Annotated in this window: 21 protein-coding genes; 8 read left to right on the plus strand and 13 right to left on the minus strand. The window is 59.1% G+C overall.

The annotated features are described in order from the left end of the window. Nucleotides 1-45: 45 nt before the first annotated feature. Entirely contained in the window at nucleotides 46-876 is an 831-nt protein-coding gene (locus F753_RS43875) for a DUF932 domain-containing protein (RefSeq protein WP_031298207.1), read from the minus strand. A 599-nt stretch (nucleotides 877-1,475) separates the two neighbouring features. Here F753_RS43875 and F753_RS43880 point away from each other — a divergent pair. Then, nucleotides 1,476-2,285, plus strand: coding sequence for a hypothetical protein (locus F753_RS43880; RefSeq protein WP_023446517.1), 810 nt, complete (start codon nucleotides 1,476-1,478; stop codon nucleotides 2,283-2,285). Nucleotides 2,286-2,341: 56 nt separating this feature from the next. On the opposite strand, the gene radC is transcribed toward F753_RS43880, so the two are convergent. Continuing rightward, the gene (radC, locus tag F753_RS43885) at nucleotides 2,342-2,851 is read right to left on the minus strand and encodes a RadC family protein (protein WP_023446518.1); all 510 of its coding nucleotides are present in this window, start codon (nucleotides 2,849-2,851) and stop codon (nucleotides 2,342-2,344) included. Nucleotides 2,852-3,466: 615 nt separating this feature from the next. Between radC and F753_RS43890 the strand changes: the two genes are divergently transcribed. Beyond that, nucleotides 3,467-4,063 carry a hypothetical protein gene (locus F753_RS43890; RefSeq protein WP_023446519.1) on the plus strand — a complete coding sequence of 199 codons (597 nt, stop codon included), beginning with the start codon at nucleotides 3,467-3,469 and terminating at the stop codon, nucleotides 4,061-4,063. Nucleotides 4,064-4,168: 105 nt separating this feature from the next. Here the strand turns inward: F753_RS43890 and F753_RS43895 are convergent, their stop codons facing one another. From F753_RS43895 to F753_RS43905, 3 genes are read right to left on the minus strand one after another with little or no spacing between them, the layout of a single operon-like run. Beyond that, on the minus strand, nucleotides 4,169-6,160 hold the full coding sequence (locus tag F753_RS43895; RefSeq protein ID WP_031298209.1) for an SMC family protein: 1,992 nt from the start codon (nucleotides 6,158-6,160) through the stop codon (nucleotides 4,169-4,171). Continuing rightward, the gene (locus F753_RS43900; RefSeq protein WP_023446521.1) at nucleotides 6,148-6,669 is read right to left on the minus strand and encodes a hypothetical protein; all 522 of its coding nucleotides are present in this window, start codon (nucleotides 6,667-6,669) and stop codon (nucleotides 6,148-6,150) included. The genes F753_RS43895 and F753_RS43900 overlap by 13 nt, the downstream gene beginning before the upstream one ends. After that, a complete protein-coding gene (locus tag F753_RS43905; protein ID WP_023446522.1) occupies nucleotides 6,662-7,903 on the minus strand; it encodes a hypothetical protein in 1,242 nt (413 codons plus the stop codon). Before F753_RS43905 ends, F753_RS43900 begins: the two co-directional genes overlap by 8 nt. Nucleotides 7,904-8,156: 253 nt before the next feature. Between F753_RS43905 and F753_RS43910 the strand changes: the two genes are divergently transcribed. Further along, nucleotides 8,157-8,528, plus strand: coding sequence for a helix-turn-helix transcriptional regulator (locus F753_RS43910; protein ID WP_023446523.1), 372 nt, complete (start codon nucleotides 8,157-8,159; stop codon nucleotides 8,526-8,528). Between the two features lie 14 nt (nucleotides 8,529-8,542). Here F753_RS43910 and F753_RS43915 read toward each other — a convergent pair whose 3' ends face one another. The 6 genes from F753_RS43915 to F753_RS43940 form a co-directional block, all read right to left on the minus strand. After that, nucleotides 8,543-9,067: a helix-turn-helix transcriptional regulator gene (locus tag F753_RS43915; protein WP_023446524.1), complete on the minus strand. Its 525-nt coding sequence runs from the start codon at nucleotides 9,065-9,067 to the stop codon at nucleotides 8,543-8,545. Between the two features lie 4 nt (nucleotides 9,068-9,071). Further along, the gene (locus F753_RS43920; protein WP_023446525.1) at nucleotides 9,072-9,347 is read right to left on the minus strand and encodes a hypothetical protein; all 276 of its coding nucleotides are present in this window, start codon (nucleotides 9,345-9,347) and stop codon (nucleotides 9,072-9,074) included. 60 nt (nucleotides 9,348-9,407) lie between these two features. Beyond that, a complete protein-coding gene (locus F753_RS43925; RefSeq protein WP_023446526.1) occupies nucleotides 9,408-10,664 on the minus strand; it encodes a tyrosine-type recombinase/integrase in 1,257 nt (418 codons plus the stop codon). Nucleotides 10,665-10,965: 301 nt separating this feature from the next. Further along, nucleotides 10,966-12,546: a glutamine-hydrolyzing GMP synthase gene (gene guaA, locus F753_RS43930; protein WP_023446527.1), complete on the minus strand. Its 1,581-nt coding sequence runs from the start codon at nucleotides 12,544-12,546 to the stop codon at nucleotides 10,966-10,968. Between the two features lie 110 nt (nucleotides 12,547-12,656). Then, entirely contained in the window at nucleotides 12,657-14,126 is a 1,470-nt protein-coding gene (guaB, locus tag F753_RS43935; RefSeq protein ID WP_014819490.1) for an IMP dehydrogenase, read from the minus strand. Nucleotides 14,127-14,252: 126 nt separating this feature from the next. Beyond that, nucleotides 14,253-14,804 (minus strand): hypothetical protein, encoded by a 552-nt coding sequence (locus F753_RS43940; protein WP_023446528.1) that lies wholly within the window; start codon nucleotides 14,802-14,804, stop codon nucleotides 14,253-14,255. Nucleotides 14,805-14,934: 130 nt separating this feature from the next. On the opposite strand from F753_RS43940, the gene xseA reads away from it, so the two are divergent. The 4 genes from xseA to F753_RS43960 all read left to right on the plus strand — a co-directional run bounded on the left by xseA (nucleotide 14,935) and on the right by F753_RS43960 (nucleotide 19,161). Next, nucleotides 14,935-16,311, plus strand: coding sequence for an exodeoxyribonuclease VII large subunit (gene xseA, locus F753_RS43945; protein WP_023446529.1), 1,377 nt, complete (start codon nucleotides 14,935-14,937; stop codon nucleotides 16,309-16,311). A gap of 80 nt (nucleotides 16,312-16,391) precedes the next feature. Beyond that, entirely contained in the window at nucleotides 16,392-17,216 is an 825-nt protein-coding gene (locus tag F753_RS43950; protein WP_023446530.1) for a M23 family metallopeptidase, read from the plus strand. Nucleotides 17,217-17,235: 19 nt separating this feature from the next. Next, nucleotides 17,236-17,793 carry a hydrolase gene (locus F753_RS43955; RefSeq protein WP_023446531.1) on the plus strand — a complete coding sequence of 186 codons (558 nt, stop codon included), beginning with the start codon at nucleotides 17,236-17,238 and terminating at the stop codon, nucleotides 17,791-17,793. Nucleotides 17,794-17,871: 78 nt separating this feature from the next. Continuing rightward, nucleotides 17,872-19,161, plus strand: coding sequence for a mechanosensitive ion channel family protein (locus F753_RS43960; protein WP_014819485.1), 1,290 nt, complete (start codon nucleotides 17,872-17,874; stop codon nucleotides 19,159-19,161). Nucleotides 19,162-19,326: 165 nt separating this feature from the next. On the opposite strand, the gene F753_RS43965 is transcribed toward F753_RS43960, so the two are convergent. Next, complete coding sequence (locus F753_RS43965; protein WP_023446532.1) at nucleotides 19,327-21,522, minus strand: TonB-dependent copper receptor; 2,196 nt, start codon at nucleotides 21,520-21,522, stop codon at nucleotides 19,327-19,329. 53 nt (nucleotides 21,523-21,575) lie between these two features. Further along, nucleotides 21,576-21,929 carry a DUF2946 domain-containing protein gene (locus F753_RS43970; RefSeq protein WP_023446533.1) on the minus strand — a complete coding sequence of 118 codons (354 nt, stop codon included), beginning with the start codon at nucleotides 21,927-21,929 and terminating at the stop codon, nucleotides 21,576-21,578. Between the two features lie 308 nt (nucleotides 21,930-22,237). Between F753_RS43970 and leuA the strand changes: the two genes are divergently transcribed. After that, nucleotides 22,238-23,908 carry a 2-isopropylmalate synthase gene (leuA, locus tag F753_RS43975; RefSeq protein ID WP_023446534.1) on the plus strand — a complete coding sequence of 557 codons (1,671 nt, stop codon included), beginning with the start codon at nucleotides 22,238-22,240 and terminating at the stop codon, nucleotides 23,906-23,908. Nucleotides 23,909-23,931 lie beyond the last annotated feature (23 nt).

A 23,931-nucleotide genomic window follows, 5' to 3' on the forward strand; every position in this document is an offset into this window, starting at 1 on the left:
TGAAATGGAGGGGCCGTACAGCTGACAGCCACCTCCGGGTGGGGGTCAGGCTTTCAACTGGCGCAGGCCATCGGCCAGCAGCCAAAGGGCGCGGTTCAGGCGCAGGTCTTGGTCGATGCCCTGCACGGGGCGGGTGCGCTGGCGGCACCCGTTGCCGCCGCGCCCGGCCAGCCCGCCGCGAATGAGGTTTTCCTGGGTGCGGTTGAACACGCTCCACAGGTCGGCCCGGTTGTCGTCGAGGCGGCGTGCGGCCAGCACCTGCCGTTCGGTGATCGGTGCCGGCTTGCCGGGGTCGTCGTACTTGAGGGCGAGTGCGGCACGGGCAAAGACTTCGGCCTCGCCGCCGTCCAGGGTGACAGCGCGCATGGCCTCGCGGGACGCCTGCGCCTGCTCGAAACCGTGCAGCACCTCGTAGGCGCCCTCGATCACCTGGGCGGCTACGTCGCCCTTGTGCGGCACGCGCACGTCCGCCACGGTGTCACCGCAAACCAGGCCGTTCTGGCAGACGAAGCGGAACATGCCGGCGAGCATCTGGTAGCTGCTGGTGCCGTCGTGCGAGTTCAGCAGGATGATTTCGTTGGCTTCACCTCGGGCGTCGATCTGGCTGGCATGGCGCAGGCGGATCATGTGTTTGGTGAAGTCGCGCCGGTCGTCATGGCGCACGCGGGTCTGGCACACCATGAAGGGCTCGAAGCCTTCACCGCGCAGCTCTTGCAGCACGCTGGCGGTCGGGATGTAGGTGTACCGCTGCGAGCGGCTTTCGTGTGGAGCCTCCGCGAAGATGGACGGGGCCACGGCGCGGATCTGGTCATCCAATAAGGGAGACTCCGAGCGCAGCACCGGGGAGCGGTAAGAGAAGTTAGAAGCAAGTTGCATGGTCGTTCTCCTGACAAGGATTGGCTGTCGAAAACCACCACCGGATTCCTAGATTCGGAGCCCGCTTTCGGCTCTACCGGTGGGGTCGGCGCGGAGACCTGGGCCGGCCTCGTTGCCACCGTCTTTCCTGAGTTCATCGCCCGCGACGGTCAGGAGCGCGCGGACTGGAGCCGTCAAGGAGGCAAGCGCCGGGTGGTGCGGCCCGCAGGCGCAGCCGAGGACACGGCCCGGCGCGCCTTGATGGCCCAAGACCGCGCGCTACAGTCGCGACAAGGTGATGAAGTCAGGGAAAGACGGATCGACAGGCAATGGCCGCAACGTTGTCGCAGACTCCACGCAAGCGCAGCGCGCAGGCCCAGATTCACGAAGCCGGGCCGTAGGCATCAGCCGAGCACAGCGAGGGAACGATGGAAGCCCAAGGGGGCGAGACTCTCGCAGCGAGGCTCGCTGCACAGCACGACAGCGCGCCCGGCCACTGGCCGGGGATGCCCAAACAACAGGAAGTACCTGAGAGCCGGTCGAGCAATGTGGCCTGGGGTACCGACACGCCCGCCTGGGTCAAATAGGCTGCAAAGCACCTTCAACATAAGGGACGACACATGCGCACCGTACAGACCACCAGCCCGCAGCAAGCCTGCGAAAACATCCTGATCGACGAAAAGCGCTACAACACCGAGCGCGACATCCTGCGTAGCGAGAATGCCGTCATCGATCGCCTGCTCGCTCGCAGCCTCGAGATGAAACAGGCCTACGGCGAACTGCACGAAAAGTTGTCCCCGCAGCCACCGGCACTCAGGGTATTTCTAGGCCTTTTGCTGAGTACCGCAGCTTTTTGGAGCCCGGAAAGGATCGCCAAGTCCCGCACCCAACGGGACGAACTAGTCGAAACCAACCGTCAGATCGCGCGAAAAGCCGAAGACTTGGCGCAGCTACTGGAACAGCGCTCCCGACTGCATGAAACCTCCGGTTTCAGCAGCCACACCCACTATCACGTCTGCGATGTGATCGAGGCGGCAGCCGGGAACCACTCTCTGTTCAATGCCTACGTGAAAGAACGCCTGGACACCCTCTGCGGCCAGTTCGACCTGAAATACTGGCCCTCGCTGGATCAGCTTGTCCGCGCGGTGTCGACGGACGCAGAAAATGCCACTCTGGAAGCCACAGATCCGCTGACCCTGGCTGCGACGGCCGCGACGCGTCCCTCTCGGGCCGACTTCTTCAAGACACTGTTCGCCGCCATCGAGGAGAACAGCGCGCACCACCATGGACAGCTTCCCGAAGGCTTCCGGCTCACCGATGGTACGTTGGCCTCATTGGCGAACTGCGCGTTGGACCTGGTGCCGGACGAGCTGGCGGACAGCGCCTATGTGAAACGGCTTCGCCAGCGCGAGCGCAATGGCGACATGTGATGCTGTTCTGGCCGCATTCGGCGGTGCAGCAAAAAGGGGGCCGAAGCCCCCTGCAGCTAGAGCAATCCCTGCTCTGCGAATGAAACAGTGTCCTCGCCGCCCACGATGATGTGATCCAGCGCGCGCACCTCCACCAGCGCCAGGGCCTCCTTGAGGCGCTGGGTCAGCACCTTGTCCGCCTGGCTTGGCTCTGGATTTCCGCTCGGATGGTTGTGCGAGAAGATCACCGCCGCTGCGTTGACTCGCAATGCCTCCTTCACCACTTCGCGCGGATACACCGAAGCCTGGTCGATGGTGCCACGGAACAACTCCACGTATTCAAGCAGCCGATGCTGACTGTCGAGGAACAGTGCCGCGAACACCTCGTGCTCGAATCCAACCAGTTTGGTGCGCAGGTAGTCCTTGACCAGCTCCGGCGCGGTGAACAGCGCCCCGCGCTGGTATTTCTGGTCGATCACCTGGCGCGCCACGTTCAGGATCTCGTCCACAGACGCGGGCAGGTAGCGCCCCTGCGCGTCACGCACCAGCAGCATGGAATCGAACGTGAAAAAGGAAAATTGCGACATGGTCGTGCTCCGGTTGCACGGGCGGAATTGCCCGGAACCGGTGCCAGCACGGCGCAGCGCAAGCTGTCAGGGGTCCACGACGGCCACAGGACGCCAGCGCGCAACGCGCGCGCAGCCCTTGACAGCGAGAACGCCGTGATACGGTGAAGGGAACAGCAAGACCGCCCCCACTCCACCCACGCCACGGATCGGCAAGCGGAGCGCGCAGGCCCACAAGGGCCGGAGGTGTCAGGGATCAAAGCCGAATGGCCGCGACTCGGCACGAGGCGTGGGGCGCAGTCCGCGAGCCCGACGGCGGAACGCCGGGACACACTAGCGAATAGCGAACACACGAACTCGCAACTTCAAGTCAAACAGAATGAAGGGATAAAGCTCATCGGCGAAGGATGAACACTCGTCCAATTGGCACGGTCTACCAGAAGAACAGGCAGCACGAAGATATTGATCCGTTATAAGGCCACTGCTAGGATCGAAAACGGTTCTGGTCTCCGCCTTGCTGCCTCGAGGAAAACCAGCTCAAATCGAAGCCCATATTTCCCTTGTGGCCAGCCCGGCAAGCAGCATGCTCAGCAAAGCGAAAGCTTTAAAGGCTGCATTTTGTCGAGGAAATTTGTGATGTTCGATTTCGAATGTGTAACTAACGCGGTTCGAGCCATGGAGCTGGACAGCGTGCCCGACGACCTTTCCCGCTGTCGTCAGCTGGAGCTCAAAGCAAAGCACTTGGGCTACCAAAACTGGAACCATCTGCTCGACACTTTGAAGAACGAGCCCGCAAAAGACCGCCTTCATAAAAGCACAATGCGCCTGATGCAGCGGGTTTGCCAAGTGCGCTTGCCGCTCCGCAACAAAGCTTACGTGCAACTGACTGTCCTACCTGTGGGCGGAGTTGGTCATTACAGCTACTGGATAGGCTGGGATAAGACAGGCAATGAAGTTCGCGTGCCGCGCCCAATTGATGGCCGGGAACAAGCACGAAAACTCCGCAAACTTCAGCCGTCTCCCGTTTTTGCTATCGAAACGGAAAGAGAACTCATAGCCTGGCAGCATTTGTGGTTTTCGACCGCAATAGTGCTACCAGACTTAGCCAGAGAGTTCTTTCCAGCGTTGTTCAACAAGACGCACCTTGTGGCAAAGAATCCGCCCATTGATATCATCAAAGAAAAGTACGAGGCCATGGGTGACCTCTATGCAAATAACCTCGAAGAAAATTAAATAAAACTTCAGCGGCTCTCCTCGGAGCCGCTGAAACTGCCACCCAAAGCTAGCGAACCATAATTTTCTGAGTCGCCCTTAGCCATGTATGCTCTAAAATAGCGCCTACCATGGTTTGAGCAATGCTTGCTTTTTGTTGGGGAAATAAATCACCCTATACTTTTCAAGCTCGCTTGGATATTTCTTCAAGCCAGTTGTTAGTATTACTTGAAAATCAACCTTCGAGTCCCGCCTGATCTCTTCGATTTTACCAAGACAGGTTTTAAGCTTATCAAGCTCGATCCCTGCTGTTTCTGGTGTATCAATGAGCAGAAACCTAGGAAATGGCATTTCCAGGTCATCTAGAGACATTTGAAGAAGAGTCAGATAATACATAAGTCGCATTGAAACACTGGAACTATGCTCTTTGTATTCCCCCTCATCAAGAATAGGCAAGTATGAATCACTGCTAATTCTTGCCGTCCGGCACTCAGCCAAGGTCTCGGTCATCAGCTTTTTATAGATATCACTAAAATAATTAACCTTATCATTGATATCTATTTTTGTTTGGGCATCGAGTCTCTTTAGGTCGAGTTCAGATTTCTGAAATTCAGTTCTTTTATTATCAAAATCCTTCTGGAATCCATCAAGCCTTGACTCAACATCTATGAGCTGATGAAGCTTCCCAAGGTCCTCTCGTAAATCAAGTATTTTGTCATCTATAGAATTAATCGTTTCGAGATCTATAGGCTCATCGATACCTGAAAGCTGCGTTTGGAGATTTTTATTTAGAAGAGGCAGCTCAGATTCAAACGATGAGATCTCCTGCTTAACTGCCAGTATGTCAGCATTGCAATCGGAAACCGCTAAATCAATGGTTTCAAGCGACTTCATCTTAGACTTCAAGATATTCTTATACTCAAGTGAGGTATAAGAGAATCGCTCATATTGCACTTCATCAATCTCAGAGCCACACACACAATGACCAGCCGCTCGATCGACTTTATTCAAGCAGTACGGACAACTGTCGGACGAAAATAAGTTCAACTGATCATGTGAGTGAATAATTTTTACGACTTGGCCGATCTCTCTTGTCGCATTTTCTTTTATTGTCGAAAGCTTATATTTTTCATCTAGGAGATAAATTAACTCCTCTTTCTTTTCGCTAAGCTCAAGCTGTTTTTGCATAAGCTTTTCTTTAGTACTAGTTATAGTAGCTTCAAGTGTGGAGTCTGAAGATCTGTTCCGCTTAAACTTAGACCTTGCCCCATGCAGCTTTTCCAACTGGACTTCTTTTTCGGCCAATTCTGACACCAAGAAGGTCATATTTCGCGGAGCATCGCTACCGCTTAGCTCACTAGCAAGCCGCTTGTACTCCTGCAAAAGTCCATTGGCGACATTTTTTTGTTTTTCAAGAAATTTGGTATTGATAATAGCGTCGTAGTATTCGGAAAATGACTTACCCACGAGCAATTCAAATATTGCACGACGAAGAATTACCGAGTCAGATACGAAATTATCTTTCTTGTCTATTTTCTTGTAAATTTGCTTTGTGTCAGATTGCTGATCCAAATAAATCAACCGAAACAGGTCGGAAGAATTTATCTTGAATGACCCTATACCCTGATAAATATCTACAACAGAGATTCCGAGGTTGCCCAGGAGCCAGTCCGAATAAGTTTCAGGATTTGCCGGCGATCTATTTACTGGAAGAATCTTTAAAAACTTGGCCTCCAGTTCAACTCTAAACTCGTCGTCAGCACCTTGACTCCCCTCTCCTTCTTCATCTTTCGGGCCGGGCTTTATCACTTGATATGGAGTAATGGTGACATCATTATCATCTATAAACCGAATTATTTGATAATTTTCATCATTGATACTAATGTACAACTCCACAAAGTTGTCTCGATCACCAGTGATCTCCTTGTGCCGCTCCTTCTCATCCTTTAAGAACTCTGCGACCCTACCACCTAACGCATAATAAATCAGGTTACAAAAAGTAGTTTTCCCAGTCCCGTTATCTCCCTCCACCAGAACAATATTCTGATCAAATACTGGAGACTCGTAGTGATATAGATTTCCTTTATAGTTAAGCTTATTTATCCTTAAATATCCCACATCTTGATCCCTCGAACCTGATAAATCTTGCTAAGAGCCGTGCTCAAGGTTAGCCGAGTGAGTTGTTTGACTGCGACACTCAGCCTGCTTGCATTTGAATATTCTTGAGTGAAAATCGCTTTATCAAAGAATCCATCGGGAACATCACTCGATAGAGAGACATCAACCAGTGAATGCGCGTCCCCTTTTCGCAGGATAACCAAACCCGATTTTTCAAGCCGAAAAAGTATCTTCAGAACTTCGCTTCTCCGACCAAGCCCGCTTGTATAACTCTTAAACAGATGCTCCCTATCGACGCGATTCAGAGCTTTTTGCGTAGGATATTCCAAAATACTCAGCAATCTCTCATCAGTAGTAAACTCGATAAGAAAGCCAAGTTTTCTATAGTCCTTTAAATATCTATCCTTCCTGCAACCTAGAGCATCCAGCGCTATTAAAATTGCATAGGTCAGAAAATAAAAATCATCCACCGATGCAAACATAATCCTCTTCTTTACTGCCTCAGTCATTACTTACCCCTTTATCAAAAGAGGCAAAGCACTCATCATACAAATTGAAAATTATCCGCTCAATCGTCACGCCATTAGAAACCGCATAAGTGTAATCGCTTTTTAATTGTTTAACGTTTTCCTCAGCTATGGTTTTTATTGAATTTACTACAGCCTTTATTTCTTCAATTCTAACCGGCACTTCAATCAACGGCTCTTCACTATAGTATTGATCACAAGCTTCAAACACGCGATATTTTAGGGATTTAAAACTTCGATTGCTTTCACTTTCTTCATGCTTAGATAAACTCGCCATTCGCGCGTACCGGCCAGCCTTTTGGACGTCATAATCAGGGCAAACTGCACGAATCTTGTCTTCCAGGTTCCTTTTATCCGTGATCCTGGCCTGCTGTTTCTTCAACTCAAGCCAAGCCGGATCAGTGTTTATATCTAACGATTCAGACTCAACCTCTTTAAAAATCAGTTTTACGTCTGATCTATAGATAAATCGATCGACTAAGTTTGGAAGATTTTGACGTTCATCTAAGCGTTCCATCAGAAGCGAAAATATGAACTCTTCTTTCTTTTCGGTTTGAATATTTTGCAGTGAGCTATTTTTTATTAAAGCGATTACACTATCTTTAAGGGCGATCTCGTTTTCCTGACCGAAACACCACTGTATTTTTGACAAAAATACGGAAAGCTCCTCAAGAGAGAGGGATTTCAGATTTTCAAGATTACCGTGACCGACCACTTTTTCATACTGCTTCTCATATTCTTCAAGTAGCGCATATTTAATAGCACTCAGGACTGATTCAGATAGCTCCTCTTTATCTTTTAGAAGCTTTAAAATAGGGCTGTCTGGAAGGGTCAGTATTGTTCCATTCTGAAGTGATGCCTTTCGCTCCTTTCCTATGCCTGCAGTTGTGTAGAAGCCAAATACAACACCATCACTTTCCTGCCATTTTGAAAAATAAATATCTGAAAAGCTGACTAATGTATTTAGTACTGCACCGGAAAATAGCGTAAAGTTTGTGTCTTCATCATAATTTTTATCTTCCTCGAAATACGTCGAGGTTTCTTGATCACCAATTTTAACAATAGAGACGTCTTCTTGAACTTCGATTGACGCATAGAACATAACGTTTCTGGGGCTCTCAATTTCATCGAGCATATGCTTAATGGCTCGAATCTTTTGCAGTCTGAACCCTTTTGTTTTGTCGGATGCGTCGCGGTCGATAATGTGCTGCGTCATACGGCCTGTATTCCATTACTAGCGTTGCGGAGACGATGGGCATAGGTGACGGAGTGTTACCCTACCCAGAAACAAAGCTGATGTCGATTAGCTATCAGTCTGATCGTAGGGCCAGCTGCAGTCTGGGGTGAGCAGCAGTAACTGATTGGTAGGCATCGCTTGCGCGCTTTCGCTCCACTACGCTGCTGCAGGTTGTCTCAATAGGCACTGAACCTCACCATGTTCCCGGCCAGCCAGACTCGTGGAGCTCGAGATGGAACATCTATCGCACCCATCCAGCGCACTAAGTACCGAGAGCATTCAGTCTCTTTCCATGCCAGGTACAGAAGCCTATGACGCGTTACCACAGTTCCCGAAGCGCAGCCCCTTGCCTTTCCGGCGCACCATTCGCCGACATGAGCTGAGACAGATCATCCCCCTGTCCGAAACGACGATCTACGAAATGGAACGCCGTGGAGAGTTCCCCCGTCGCTTCAACCTGACACCGCGTTGCGTAGTGTGGGACTTGGCCGAGGTCGAAGCGTGGATTGAGGAGCGCAAGCAGGCACCTCGCACGAACATCAGCAGGCCGGATGTCCGCCTAAGAAAAACCCGCCCTGTCCGGACGGGTTCAGATCAGGAATGAGGCCGGCGACGCCCTCATCCAACAAGGGCTTCCAGCTCCTCGGAAGTCGAGCGCGATAATCGCCGACCTTCTTTGGCCACGTTGACCTGCAAAGCCACACGCGCTACGTCCTGAACGTCCCTGGCAAGCGAGTAGCTGCCCTTGGCCTGCAGCCAGGCCAATACGTCCGCCAAGTGCCAGATCGACGCACTGCCCTCATGAACAGGTGCTGGGAAGCTGCTTGGGTGGGCCAGCATGAGCTTGCGCATGTTCTGCCGCGACACGCCGACCATCTCTGCCACGTCGGTCAGACCGACCAGATCCGGGGCTACCTCAATCAGTTTGGCCGACGGTATGGCACTGCGCACGTCGGCCAACGCACTGCGCACAGCCGCATCTGCGCTTTCCGCTTCGCGGGTAAACTCCAGCGCCAGCCGCCCCGGCTGGCCGATGCCGACTAGGGCATCGTCGCAACCGGCCTCGCCAAGGCGTTCGACCAATGCATCCGGGTCACGATCCTCGTCGGCAAGCTGGTACTTCAGAGTAAAGGTATATTCCATCGCGTTACTCCTCTGCACCGTCAGCGGCCTCTTGCTGCTTACGGTGCGTGGTGCAGTTGTCCACGACACGCCCCAAGGCGCGTGCGTGATTGCTAGGGCTCTTCGGCGTGCTCCATACGCTGGTGATGCAGAACTCGCCGCAGCGACACTCCTCATCGTTGTACGGACAGTAGATCCGCCCCCAGGCGTGGCTGCCACCTACTTCTACGCGCCAGCCCTGCTCTTCGGCGTGCCTCAGTACTACCTCGACCTCTTTCTTCGGATGAGAGGGACGGGCCATCAGTGATCTCCAGTATTGGCATGACTAGCGAGGTTGTCAACTGACAACCTCGCCATTCCTTTAAACCGCAGCACTCAGCACCGGCACGGCCACATTGTCCGGCAACAGCTTCGGCACATGAGTGCGACCATCGATCCAGGCATCAACCATATCCGCCCACTCCTGCAGCATGTGGCGCCGCTGCTCAGCGTACTCGGCCTTGTTGTAGACCGAACGCGAAGAACGCCCATCCTCGTGCGCCAGGCATTTCTCGATCCAGTCGCCATTGAAGCCTACTTCGTTAAGCAACGTAGAGCCCGTCCTGCGCAGGTCGTGAACCGTGAATGGCTCCAGCGGCAGTCCCGCCTCCTTGGCACGGGACGCGATGAGTTGCGTGATCCGGTTCAACGTTGCGTGCGACATGCAGCGATAAATCTCATAGCGCGATGGCAGCACGAACTTGGAGCCACCAGCACAGGTGTGCAGTGCCACGAAAATGTCTAGGGACTGGCGAGATAGGTAGACCACGTGCGGATTACGCCCCTTCATCCGCTGCTTCGAGATCGTCCAGGTGGCGCTTTCAAAGTCCACCTCATCCCAGGTCGCCTCGATCAACTCGCTCTTGCGCACCAGGGTCAGCAGCACCAGTCGCAAGGCCAGCCTGATGGTGGGGTACGCCGCGATGGATTCCAACTGATGGAAAGCCAGACGTATCTCCGTTGGAGTCAACGCCCGGTCCTTCGGCACAAAGGTGGCAATCGAGGCCGCCTTCACATCGTTGGCCGGATTGTCGACTTTCTCCCCATGCAGGGTCGCGAACGCATACACCTGCTTCACGATGTCACGAATGTGGACGGCCGTGGCCGGGGCACCGCGAGCTTTTACCTTGGTACAGAGTGCCCGCAGGTCGTCAGGAGTGACTTCGGTCAGGAGCCGGTTCTCGAAGACCGGCAGAATGTCGCGGTCGATGATGCTCTTACGCATTGCCCGCGTACTGTCGGCCATGCGCGCATCGACCAGCCAGCTCTTCAGCATCTCGCCGAACGTCTTAGCAGCAGTCAGGCGTCGCTTGGCCCTCTGCTTCTCCAGGGAGGGGGAGCTTCCCTGGGCGACCATGCGCTTGGCATCGAGCAACTTTTCGCGAGCCATGGCCAACGAAATACCCGCCGAGCCATACCGCCCGATGGTCAGCGTTTCCCGCCGTCCGTTGAGACGGTAATCGTAGCGAAAGGTGACGGTACCGGTAGGCGATACCGTCACGTACATGCCATCGCGGTCGGAAGCCTTGTAGGGCTTGGCTTTGGGCTTGAGATTGCGGAGTGCAGTGTCGGTCAGCATCGAGGTTTTTCCTCCTGTTCATAACGGCTTTTACCGTCAAGGGCCAGGAGACCTGCTGATGCCGGGAAAGCCGCGTAGCAGAAGCTTTCCCAAGTAGAGATTTACCGTCAAAGACCGGTTTGGTCTCGATAGTAAACGGGAGGGTCTTAATCCGACCTCCGGCTCCTACCGTCACCGCTACCGCCAAACCATTCTGCTGCCTGGCGATAGTCACCGATAGATGTCGTAACATGTTTTCTTTTAAATCAACACGTTACAGCATCTTATCGATAGGTACCGATAGTCCCCGAAGGACCTGATTTCACTCCCACTCGATGGTGGCCGGCGGCTTGCTCGACACATCGTAGGTCACGCGGGAGATGCCTTCGATTTCGTTGATGATGCGGTTGGACACCTTTTCCAGCAACTCATAAGGCAGGTGCGCCCAACGTGCGGTCATGAAGTCGATGGTTTCCACCGCGCGCAGCGCGACGACCCAGGCGTAGCGGCGGCCGTCGCCGACCACACCGACCGATTTCACCGGCTGGAACACCACGAAGGCCTGGCTGGTCTTGTGGTACCAGTCGAAGTTGCGCAGCTCTTCGATGAAGATGTGATCTGCGCGACGCAGCAGGTCGGCGTATTCCTTCTTCACTTCGCCGAGGATACGCACACCCAGACCCGGGCCCGGGAACGGGTGACGGTAGACCATGTCGTAGGGCAGGCCGAGTTCCAGGCCGATCTTGCGCACCTCGTCCTTGAACAGTTCACGCAGCGGCTCGACCAGCTTGAGGTTCATTTCCTCCGGCAGGCCGCCGACGTTGTGGTGCGACTTGATCACATGGGCCTTGCCGCTCTTGGCGCCGGCCGACTCGATCACGTCGGGGTAGATGGTGCCCTGGGCGAGGAACTGAATGTTGTCCAGCTTACTGGCTTCTGCATCGAACACGTCGATAAAGGTACGACCGATGATCTTGCGCTTCTTCTCTGGATCGGCCTCGCCCTCGAGGTTACCGAGGAACTGTGCCTCGGCGTCGGCGCGAATCACCTTGACGCCCATGTTCTCGGCGAACATGGCCATCACCTGGTCACCCTCGTGCAGGCGCAGCAGGCCGTTGTCGACGAACACGCAGGTCAGCTGGTCGCCGATCGCCTTGTGCAGCAGCGCCGCGACCACCGACGAATCGACACCGCCGGAAAGGCCGAGCAGCACGTTGGCATCACCGACCTGAGCGCGCACCTGGGCGATGGCGTCTTCGACGATGTTGGACGGCGTCCACAGCGCTTCGCAGCCACAGATTTCGAGAATGAAACGGGAAAGGATGCGGCCGCCCTGGCGGGTGTGGGTCACTTCCGGATGGAACTGCACGCCGTAGTAACGGCGGTCGTCGTCACCCATGGCTGCGATCGGGCAGCTCGGCGTGCTGGCGAGGATATGGAAACCTTCCGGCAGCGTGGTCACCTTGTCGCCGTGGCTCATCCAGACGTCGAGGCCGAACACACCGTCGTCATCCATGTGGTCTTCGATGCCGTCGAACAGCTTCGACTTGCCGACTAGATCGACGCGGGCATAGCCGAACTCGCGAACGTCGGAGCCCTGCACCTTGCCACCCAGCTGCTCGGACATGGTCTGCATGCCGTAGCAGATGCCGAACAGCGGCACACCGAGATCGAACACGGCCTGCGGCGCGCGCGGGCTGCCTGCCTCGTGAACCGACTCCGGGCCGCCGGCGAGAATGATGCCGCGTGGCGCGAAGGCACGGATGTCGTCCTCGCTCATGTCCCACGGATGCAGCTCGCAATACACGCCGATCTCGCGCACGCGGCGGGCGATCAGCTGGGTGTACTGGGAACCGAAGTCGAGGATCAGGATGCGGTGGGCGTGAATGTCTTGGTGAGCCATGAGCTTTCCTTCGGAAAGAGCCTGAAGCTGAAAGCCGGAAGCTGGAAGCCGAAGCCAGGATTTCTCCCCGCTCCCGCTGCCAGCTTCCGGCGCCTGTCTAGCTGAGCGGATCAACCCACTCGGTAATTCGGGGCTTCCTTGGTGATCTGCACGTCATGCACGTGCGACTCGGCCATGCCGGCACCGGTGATGCGCACGAACTGCGGCTTGCTGCGCATCTCGTCGACGGTGGCGCTGCCGGTATAGCCCATGGAAGCACGCAGGCCGCCCATCAGCTGATGGATGATCGCCGCCAGCGAGCCCTTGTACGGTACGCGGCCTTCGATACCTTCCGGCACCAGCTTCTCGGCACCGGCGGCGGAATCCTGGAAGTAGCGATCCGAGGAGCCCTGCGCCTGGGACATGGCTCCCAGCGAACCCATGCCGCGGTAAGCCTTGTAGGAACGGCCCTGGAACAGCTCGATCTCGCCCGGCGCTTCTTCGGTACCGGCGAACATCGAACCCATCATCACCGCGTTGGCGCCGGCGACGATGGCCTTGGACAGGTCACCGGAGAAGCGGATGCCACCGTCGGCGATCATCGGCACGCCGGTGCCTTCCAGCGCGGCGGAGACGTTGGCGATGGCAGAGATCTGCGGTACGCCGACGCCGGCAACGATACGGGTGGTGCAGATCGAGCCCGGGCCGATACCAACCTTGACCGCGTCGGCGCCGGCCTTGACCAGGTCCAGCGCGGCTTCGGCGGTGGCGATGTTGCCGCCGATCACCTGCACCTGCGGGAAATTCTCCTTCACCCAGCGCACGCGGTCGATCACGCCGCGGGAATGACCGTGAGCGGTGTCGACCACCACCACGTCGACACCGGCAGCGGCCAGCGCTTCGACGCGCTCACCGGTATCGGCGCCGGTACCGACCGCTGCGCCGACGCGCAGACGACCCTGGCTGTCCTTGGAGGCCAGCGGGTAGGTCTTGGCTTTCTCGATGTCGCGGAAGGTCACCAGGCCGCGCAGGTGGAAATTGCCGTCTACCACGAGCATCTTCTCGATGCGGTGCTTGTAGAGCTCGGTCTTGATTTCTTCCAGGGCGGTGCCTTCGAGCACGGTGACCAGCTTGTCCTTGGGCGTCATGATCGCTGCGACGGAGTCGCCGGCATTGGGTGTGAAGCGCAGGTCTCGACCGGTGACGATGCCGACCAGCTCCTTGCCGGACACTACCGGAAAGCCGGAGAAGCCCAGTTCATGCGCCTTGCGCAGCAGCTCGCTGATCTTGGTTTCCGGCGTGACGGTGACCGGATCGTGAACGATGGCGGTCTCGTGACGCTTGACCTTGCGCACCTCGGCAGCCTGCTGCTCGATGCTCATGTTCTTGTGGATGATGCCGATGCCGCCTTCCTGAGCCATGGCAATGGCCAGGCGCGCTTCGGTGACGGTGTCCATGGCCGCGGAAACCAGCGGAATGTTCAGCTCGATTTCGCGGGTCAGACGGGTCTTCAGGCTGACATCCTTCGGCAAAACCTCGGAATATCCCGGGATCAGGAGAACATCATCGAAAGTCAGGGCTTCTTGGCTGATACGCAGCATGGCGGGGGCTCCCAGGCGGGAAAAAGGAAGCGCGGCATTATACCCACGCACCCCTTCACGCTCAATGCGGATGTGAGGCGCGTCGCGCACGGCGAAATGCGCGGCATCGCCGAAATGACCGAGCGGTCACGTCCGATCAATCACCAGCGCCACCTTGAAGCCCAGGCGTTCGGCGAATTCATCGAGAAACGACTGGCGAAGGCCGGCCTCGCCCCAGCCATTGAAGATAAAGCCGAGATTGGAAAAGCCGCACGCCGGAATGAACAGGAAGCCGTTGATGTCGTCTTCGAAGCCACATTCCGGACAGGTGAAATTGTCGGTCTGCTTAGGCATCCACTCGTCGAGGCTTTCAAACAACGCCTCGCCAATCTCGCGACGGCATTCGGGGCAGCCTGCCTCCTCGGCGAAATCCCGTGTTGGCGTGTAGATGCAGCGCTTGGTCACCACTTCAAGGCCGTTGATGGCTTCGCCAAAAGGCAAGCGTTCCGGATGCTGCACGACACTGCGCGCGCCGGAAGCGATAGCGTAGCCCATGCCGCCAACACCGCGACCGCAGGTGGTCGGCAGCGCCTCGACAATGCGCCGCTCGGCCAGCCAGCGCAGAATCATCCGCGCCTTGGCTTCGTGCGCTGGGAATGTGGAAATGCGCGGCACGATGATCGCTTGACTGTGGCTCATGGCGGCTCGGAACGGGAGATGAAGAAAGGCCGCGCAGCTTAGCGCCACCCATTGGCCGGTCAAGGCCCGCTGGACGGAGGCGAAGCAGATTCGGTTTCCGCCTGGCCGCGCCCGGCTTATCATCGCCGCCATGCTCAAAGATCCTTTCCAGCGTCTCAATCTCGATCGCGAAGTGCTGACCGTCAGTCAGCTCAACGGTCGCGCCCGCCTGTTGCTCGAGGACGTGTTCGCCCAGGTCTGGGTCGAAGGCGAGATTTCAAACCTCGCCCGCCCGGCTTCCGGCCACATCTATTTCACCCTCAAGGACAAGAACGCCCAGGTGCGCTGTGCGCTGTTCCGGCAGAACGCGGCGCGGGTTCGCCAGGCCCTGCGCGACGGCCTGGCGGTGCGGGTACGCGGCAAGGTCTCGCTGTTCGAGGGACGCGGCGACTACCAGCTGATTCTCGATACGCTGGAGCCGGCCGGTGACGGCGCTTTGCGCCTGGCCTTCGAGGCGCTCAAGGAAAAGCTCAACGCCGAAGGTCTGTTCGCTGCCGAACGCAAGGCCGCCCTGCCCGCCCACCCGCGACGCATTGGCATCGTCAGCTCGCCGACCGGCGCGGTGATCCGCGACATCATCTCGGTGTTCAAACGTCGCGCGCCGCAAGTCGAGCTGACGCTGATCCCCACCGCCGTGCAAGGTCGCGAAGCCACCGGGCAGATCGTCCGCGCACTGCAGCTGGCCGATGCCCAGGGCTTCGATGCGCTGATCCTGGCTCGCGGCGGCGGTTCGCTGGAGGACCTCTGGTGCTTCAACGAAGAAGCGGTGGCGCGCGCGGTGGATGCCTGTGTCACGCCGATTGTCAGCGCCGTGGGCCACGAAACCGATGTCTCGATCGCCGACTTCGTCGCCGACGTCCGCGCGCCAACGCCATCCGCGGCTGCCGAGCTGCTGGCACCCAGCAGCGCCGACCTGCAACACCGGCTGAGCGGGCTGCAACAGCGTCTGGTGCTGCGCATGCGTGATCGTCTGCACCGTGACGCCATGCGACTGGAAGGCCTGACCCGTCGCCTGCGCCACCCCGGCGAACGGCTGCAGCAGCAGGCCCAGCGCATCGACGACCTCGAGCAGCGCCTGCTGCGCGCCGTTGACCGCCGCCTGTGCAGCGCCCGGGAGCGTCTGGCCCGCCTGGAAACACGCCTGGCCGCGCAACACCCGGGGCGTTCGCTGAATCTGTTGCGCCAGCGCCTCGAGCATCTTTCCTCGCGTCTGCCGCGGGCGATGCAGGCCAATCTGAAAGGCCGCCGGCAACAGCTACAGGGCCTCGCCCAGACACTCAATGTGGTCAGCCCGCTGGCCACACTCAGCCGCGGCTACAGCATTCTGCTCGACGAGCGCGGCCAGGCGATCCGCAGCGCCAGCCAGACGCAACCTGGCCAGCGCCTCAAGGCCAGGCTCGGCGAGGGCGAATTGGAGGTGCGGGTGGAAGACAATCATCTGGCACCGGTCACGCTGCCGCTGCTCTGACCGGCGGTCGCCAGATGGCCAGCCTTTTCCCCAGCGCAGCTTTACGCGAGGATGGGCCGTTTATTCCAGCGGATCCTTTCATGCCACGCCTTCTCGCCCTGCTGTTATGCCTCGCCCTTCCCCTTTGCGCCCATGCCGAGGGCTTCATCACCCGCCTGCTGAACAAGCCTGTGCCCGGCGGCGTTGCCGTGATCGAGCTAGGTGACGGCGCTAGCGCACCGCAGGCTCGCTATCAGGGCAAGCCGACCCTGGTGGTGCGTGAGGATGGCAAACGCTGGATCGCCATCGTCGGCATCCCGCTGTCGGTGAAGCCGGGCGCGCAGCAGCTGGAGATCGATGGTCGACCCCAAACCTTCCAGGTCGAGAGCCGCGACTATCGAGCGCAGCACATCACGCTGAAGAACCAGCGCCAGGTCAATCCGAATCCGGCAGACCTCAAGCGCATCGAGCGCGAACTGGACGAACAGACCCGCGCCTATCGGCAGTTCAGCGCCAACCAGCCAAGCAATCTGTTGTTCGATCGCCCGGTGGACGGCCCGCTGTCGTCGCCGTTCGGCCTGCGCCGTTTCTTCAACGGCGAGGAACGTAACCCGCACTCGGGCCTGGATTTCGCCACCAAGAGCGGCACGCCGATCAAGGCACCGGCGGCCGGCAAGGTCATACTCACTGGTGACTACTTCTTCAACGGCAAGACCGTTTTCGTCGACCACGGCCAGGGGCTGATCAGCATGTTCTGCCATCTCTCCGAAATTGGCGTGAAGGTCGGCGACCAACTGGCGCGTGGCCAGGTGCTCGGCAAGGTCGGCGCGACCGGGCGTGCCACCGGCCCCCATCTGCACTGGAACGTGAGCCTGAACGATGCCCGCGTCGACCCGGCCATCTTCATCGGCGCCTACAAACCCTGAACCACGAGGAAGCACTGCGATGCGTATCAAGGCAACGGATTCCACCCTGCTGATCATCGACATCCAGGAACGCCTGTTTCCGGTGATCCTCGACAATGCAGCCATGGCCGAGCACACCGCCTGGCTGCAACAGGTGGCGCAGCGAGTCGGTGTGCCGGTGCTGCTGACCGAGCAGTACAGCAAGGGCCTCGGCCACACGATTTCGGCTCTGCGTGACAACGTCGACGAGACCGCCATTATCGAGAAGCTGCATTTTTCCGCGGCCGGCGACGGCGAACTGTTCCAGCGCCCGGGTGGCGAACGCCAGCAGTTCGTCATCTGCGGCTGCGAGACTCACGTGTGCGTGCTGCAGACGGTGCTGGACCTGCGCGCCCGTGGCAACGAAGTCTTCGTCGTCGAAGAAGGCGTCAGCTCGCGGCGGGCCAGCGACAAGGCGCTGGCCCTGGAGCGCATGCGCCAGGCCGGCGCGGTGATCGTCTCGCGGGAGATGGTTGCCTTCGAATGGATGGAACGCGCCGGCACCGAACTGTTCAAGAGTATCAGCCGCGAATTTATCAGCCGCGAATTTATCCGCTGACCAAGCCACACCGACAAGCCGGGCAGCGGCCAAGGCAATTTGCCAAGGCCGCGCCCTCACCTCTCAATGGAGATTCACATGTCTGACGATCTGGCCGGCTGGCTGGACTGGCTCAGAGCCCACCCCGAACTGCAGACGCTGCTCGCCAGTGCCACGCTGATCTTCGCCGCCTGGCTGTCCAACTGGATCGTCAAGCGCATCCTGGTGCGTGGCCTTTACCGTTTACTGCGCCACACCCGCGATGGCGAACTGCAGGATTTCGGCATCATCAAGCGGCTGTCGAACATCGTCCCCGCACTGGTGCTATCGCTTGGCGTGACGACCGTACCGGGCCTGCCGGAAGCCGCGGTGACCGTGGTGCAGAACGTCTGCGGCGGCTTCATCGTGCTGACCATCGCGCTGGCGCTCGGCGCGGTGCTCGACATCATCAACGTGGTCTACCAACGCCGACCGGACGCGCGCCTGCACCCGATCAAGGGCTATCTGCAGGTGGTGAAGATCGTCATCTACGCGATCGCCACCATCCTCATCATCGCCACTCTGATCGACCGTTCGCCGCTGATCCTGCTCTCCGGCCTCGGTGCCATGGCGGCGGTGCTGATGCTGATCTTCCAGGACACCCTGCTTTCGCTGGTGGCCAGCGTACAGATCACCTCCAACGACCTGATCCGCGTCGGCGACTGGGTGGAGATGCCGCAGCTCAATGCCGACGGCGACGTGATCGATATCGCGCTGCATACCGTCAAGGTGCAGAACTGGGACAAGACCATCACCAGCATCCCGACCAAGCGCTTTATCTCGGATTCGTTCAAGAACTGGCGCGGCATGCAGGAAAGCGGCGGCCGGCGCATCAAGCGCAGCCTGTATCTGGATCAGCAGAGCGTGCATTTTCTCGATGCCGACGAGCGCAAGCGGCTGTATCGCTTTAGCCTGCTGGAGGATTACCTGGTCAACAAGCGCAAGGAGATCGACGAGTGGAACGCCAAGCTCGCCGAGCGTGGGCAGGACCCGGTCAACACCCGCAGGGTGACCAATCTCGGGACGTTCCGCGCCTATGTCGAGCGCTATCTGCGCGCCCACCCCGGCGTGCACCAGAACATGACGCTGATGGTGCGCCAGCTGAGCCCAACTGCGGACGGCCTGCCGCTGGAAATCTACTGCTTCACCAATACGGTGGCGTGGACGCAGTACGAAGCCATCCAGTCGGACATCTTCGACCACCTGCTGGCGATCCTGCCGGAATTCGGTCTGCGGGTATTCCAGCACCCAAGCGGCGGCGATGTACGCGATTGGCGCGATTCACTGCGCCAGCCGGGCGCGCCCGCATTGCAGCAACCGGAAGGACATCCGGCCGAGGAAAGAAGTTAATCGTAGGTTGGCGCTGAGGCACGAAGCCGCTGAAACCGCCTTGAGCGCTGCCCGTGCGTCATCCCTGATGCCAGCGCCGCGAGCCGCTCCAGCACGCCCCGCGCCTCAGCGCCAACCTACGTCCGGAGCGAGGCGAACCCTCGCTCCTTTACCGCCGTTGTCTCGTTAGAAGCTCATGTCGACCCGCGCCCAGTAGGTGCGGCCCGGTTCATTGACTCGGCTGGTGGGCTCAAGGCCGTAATCGGCGAAGCCCGCACTGCCGGCTAGATTGAGATGCTCGCTGTAGGCCTTGTCCAGCAGGTTGTCGACGCCCGCACTGAGCTTGAAGTTCTTGTTCAGCCGGTAGGCGCCGTTGACCGCCAGCACGCCGAAGCCGGCGCTCTCGTCGAAGTCCTTGCCGACCACCGTGCCCTGGTTCTCTGCAACCCGACCCTGCGAGGCGACCACGCGCCAGAGGCCGCTGGTGCTCCAGTTGTCTCGCTCGTAGGTCACGCCCAGACGTCCTTCCAGTGGCGGGATCTGCGGCATGGCACGATCGTCGCTGCGGTTCTTGCCCCAGGCATAGGCCAGACTCGCATCACCCTTCCAGTTGCTGGTGAAGCGGTAGCTGGCGCCCATCTCGGCTCCAGCGATGGTAGCGTCGATGTTGCTGACCTCGGCGCGAAGCATGCCGGGCATTACGCCGGGCACATAGCTGAACAGAATGTAATCCTCGACCAGGCCGGCATAGACGGAAACCCAGGCCTCCAGCGACCCCTTGGCGTATTGCAGGCCGACGTCCAGCTGCGTGGTCTTCTCCGGCCGCACCGAGTCGAAGGGTTGCAGCGTGCCCACCGGGCCGGGATTGGAAACGAACAACTCCCAATAGTCGGGGAAGCGTTCGGCATGGCCGAGGCCGGCATACCAGGTCGCGGGCAGGCTGACGAGTTCCTCCTCATAGCGCAGGAAGCCGCTGTAGAGCGTGTCGCGACGCGTTTCACCGGCAGTAGGGTTGTCCCAGTTGCGGGAAACAATGGGCATGCTCGAAGCGTCATGACTGCGGAAGAACTCCCGCTCGTCGGTCGCTTCGTGCAGGTCCAGGCGCAGGCCGCTGATGAGCTTCTCGCGCTCGCTGAGCTGCCAGGTCAGCTCGCCGAAGACGCCGTAGCTGTGCAACATCGCGTCCGGCACCCAGGGCAGTGCGTCGCTTCCCGCAGCGTTGACCATCTGGTTGGCAGCGCCGGCCGGGTTCATGACCTTGCGGTGCTCGCTACGCTGGGCATCGACCCCGGCCTTGAGCTCGACATCCGTCCATTGCCAGGTGCCGACCAGCCGGCCACCCAGCGTACGCCGGTCGACCCGCGACAGCGTCGGGTTGGGCATCATCATCGACGGCACGAAATCGCGCAGGCTGTAGTTGTCCATGATGTGGTCGGCGTAGTTGTAGTAGACCTGCGCCTCCAGCCCGTAGAAGGTCTCGCCGAGATTGGTCTTCTCGAAGCGCAGCCCCAGGCTCTCACGCTGGAACTGGCTGCCGTCCATCCCGCGCCCGGCATAGCGCGCGTAGCCATCGCCGCGGCCGGCGGTCAGCTCGACCAGGGTGTCCGCATCCGGCGTCCAGCCCAGGGCGATGTCGGTGTTCCACTTGTCGTAACGCGACGGCACGGTATCGCCGTTGCCATCGGCGTAATCGTCAGCCTGGGAGCTGTTGGCCATCAGCCGCGCATAGCCCTGACTGTTGCCGGCGGCGGCGTCCAGGTTGCGGTCGAAGCGACCGTTGGAGGCGGTCAGCAAGCTGCCGTTGAGGCGGTAATCCGGCTCGCTGAACTGCTCCGGCTCGCGCTCGAAGAGCACGGTGGCGGCCGAGGCACCTGGCCCCCAGAGCACGCTCTGCGGCCCTTTGATGACCGTGAGCTTGTCGAAGGTGTCCGGGCTGATGTACGAGCTCGGCGAATCCATGCGATTCGGGCAGGCGCCGAGCATTTCGCCGCCGTTGGAGAGCAGTTTCAGGCGCGAGCCGAACATGCCGCGGAACACCGGATCGCCGTTGACGCCGCCGTTGCGCACGGCAGAGAAGCCGGGAATGGTCTTCAGGTAGTCGGCACCGTCGCTGGCCGGCATCGGCTGACGGGGAATCTTGGGGTCGGTCACCACGGTCAGTGGGGACTGCTGGCCGACGCCGGTAATGACCATCGGCGCCAGTTCAACGGCTTCGGCGTGCTCCGCATGGCCGGCATGCTCAGCCTCCGCGGCCAGTGCGCCACTGGCGAGCATTCCCAGCAGCGCGGCATGGGCGAACTGCCAACGCAGGCGGGATGGTTGAATCAAAAAACGCTCAGACAGGCGCGCTCGCGCCGTACAGCCATGAGTAATGCTGGACATAAGAACTTCCACTTCTGCATGTGATTAGGCCGCAACGAGGCGGCTGATTACGGTCAGCAGTGGATAGACGGTGGCGCGCGGGGGTGGCCGCTGCTGCGGCGCAGCGCAGGAGCCTGCGGCTGCTCGGGAAGTGGGTGGAAGTAAGCCGGCGCGTGGCGAGGCAGCACCAGATCGACGGACAGGCTGAGCGGCGGATTGACCGTCAACAGCTCGCAGTAGCCGCAGAGTTCGAGCGCTGCCAGCCAGGCGGGATCGCCCGCACGTGCCTGGCCGTGATGACCGTGGGAGGTTGGCTCATGCTCGGCATGGTGATGATGCTGCGCACTGCCCTGGGCGGCCTGGACGGCGGAGAACAACGGGCCGACATGAATCATCAGCATGGCGAACAGGCCAAGCCAGATGCTCATTGTCGAAAGCCTTTTGCGTGTCACCGGCGTGTCCTTCGTGACATGACCCTATGAAGTGGCGGGATGATCGCACAGCCTTTTCGCCCCGGCCGCTGCGACATGAGGCCGCAACACAGCCGCGCAATCAAGCTTGGATTTTCATGACCAAACCAGCACCAATCACCAATAAGCATCAATTACAGCAATAAACCATCAATTTTTTATCAACCCTTGCAATGCATAACCACGAAGCACTAGCTTTGCACCATAAACCGATGCCCGTAATGGGCAGACAAGTTGCTAGCTCAAGGATCGCCTGGGGAAACACCATGACCATGCTCAAGAACCCATCGAAAAAATATCGCGCCTTTCCGGCCATCGACATCCCGGATCGCACCTGGCCGTCGCAGGCCATCACCCAGGCACCGATCTGGCTGAGCTCGGATCTGCGCGACGGCAATCAGTCGCTGATCGAGCCGATGGATGCCGCGAAGAAGATGCGTTTCTTCAAGACACTGGTGCAGGTCGGCATCAAGGAAATCGAGGTCGGCTTCCCCTCTGCTTCGCAGACCGACTTCGACTTCGTCCGCGAGCTGATCGAAGGCGGGCACATCCCTGACGACGTCACCATCCAGGTGCTGACCCAGGCGCGCGAAGACTTGATCACCCGCACCTTCGAGTCGCTGAAGGGCGCCAAGCAGGCCATCGTCCACTACTACAACGCCACCGCGCCGAGTTTCCGCCGCATCGTCTTCAATCAGGACAAGGCCGGCGTGGTGAACATCGCGGTCAACGCGGCACAGATCATCAAGCGCCTGGCTGCGCAGAACCCGGAAACCGCCTGGCGTTTCGAGTACTCGCCGGAGATCTTCAGTTCCACCGAGCCGGAGTTCGCCGTCGAAGTCTGCAACGCGGTGATCGAGGTGTTCCAGCCGACGCCCGAGCAGAAGCTGATCCTCAACCTGCCGGCCACGGTGGAAGCCGCCACGCCCAATATCTACGCCGACCAGATCGAGTGGTTCTGCCGCCACGTCGACCGTCGCGACAGCGTGCTGGTCAGCCTGCACACCCACAACGACCGCGGCACCGGCGTGGCCGCCACCGAGCTGGGCCTGATGGCCGGCGCTGATCGCGTCGAAGGCTGCCTGTTCGGCAATGGCGAGCGCACCGGCAACGTCGACCTGGTCACCGTGGCGCTGAACATGTACACCCAGGGCATCGACCCGCAACTGGACTTCTCCGATATCGACGCCGTGCGCAAGGTGGTCGAGGAATGCAACCAGTTGCCGGTACACCCGCGCCATCCCTATGTCGGTGATCTGGTGCATACCGCGTTCTCCGGCTCGCACCAGGATGCGATCCGCAAGGGCTTTTCCCTGCAGGACCCGGAAGGCGTCTGGGAGGTGCCGTATCTGCCGATCGACCCGGCCGACATCGGCCGCAGCTACGAGGCGGTGATTCGCGTCAACAGCCAGTCCGGCAAGGGCGGCATCACCTTCCTGCTCGAGCAGGAATACGGCATCAGCCTGCCGCGGCGCATGCAGATCGAGTTCAGCCAGGTGGTGCAGAAGGAAACCGACCGCCTGGGCCTGGAGATGAGTGCCAAACAGATCTACGCGCTGCTGGAAGCCGAGTACCTGCAGGCCACCGCGCCGTACACGCTCAAGGGCCATCGTCTGCAGGAAGAGAACGGCACCAGTGCGGTGGATGTGGAAGTCGCGACCGATGGCGAGATCGCTCACTGGCGCGGCATCGGCAAGGGGCCGCTGGAAGCGCTGGTCGCCGCGTTGCCAGTGAAGCTGGAGATCATGGACTACCACGAGCACTCCATCGGCGCCGGCAGCAACGCCAAGGCCGCTGCTTATATCGAGGTACGCCTGGACGGCGAGCGCCCGCTGCACGGTATCGGCATCGACGAAAACATCACCACCGCCAGCATCCGCGCGCTGTTCAGTGCCATGAACCGGGCCTTGCGAGAGGCGCAGGAGCAGGCCGCCTGAGCCCCTGCGGCGAGCCCATCGGG

The sequence above is a fragment of the Stutzerimonas chloritidismutans AW-1 genome (genome assembly GCF_000495915.1).
GTDB lineage: Bacteria > Pseudomonadota > Gammaproteobacteria > Pseudomonadales > Pseudomonadaceae > Stutzerimonas > Stutzerimonas chloritidismutans.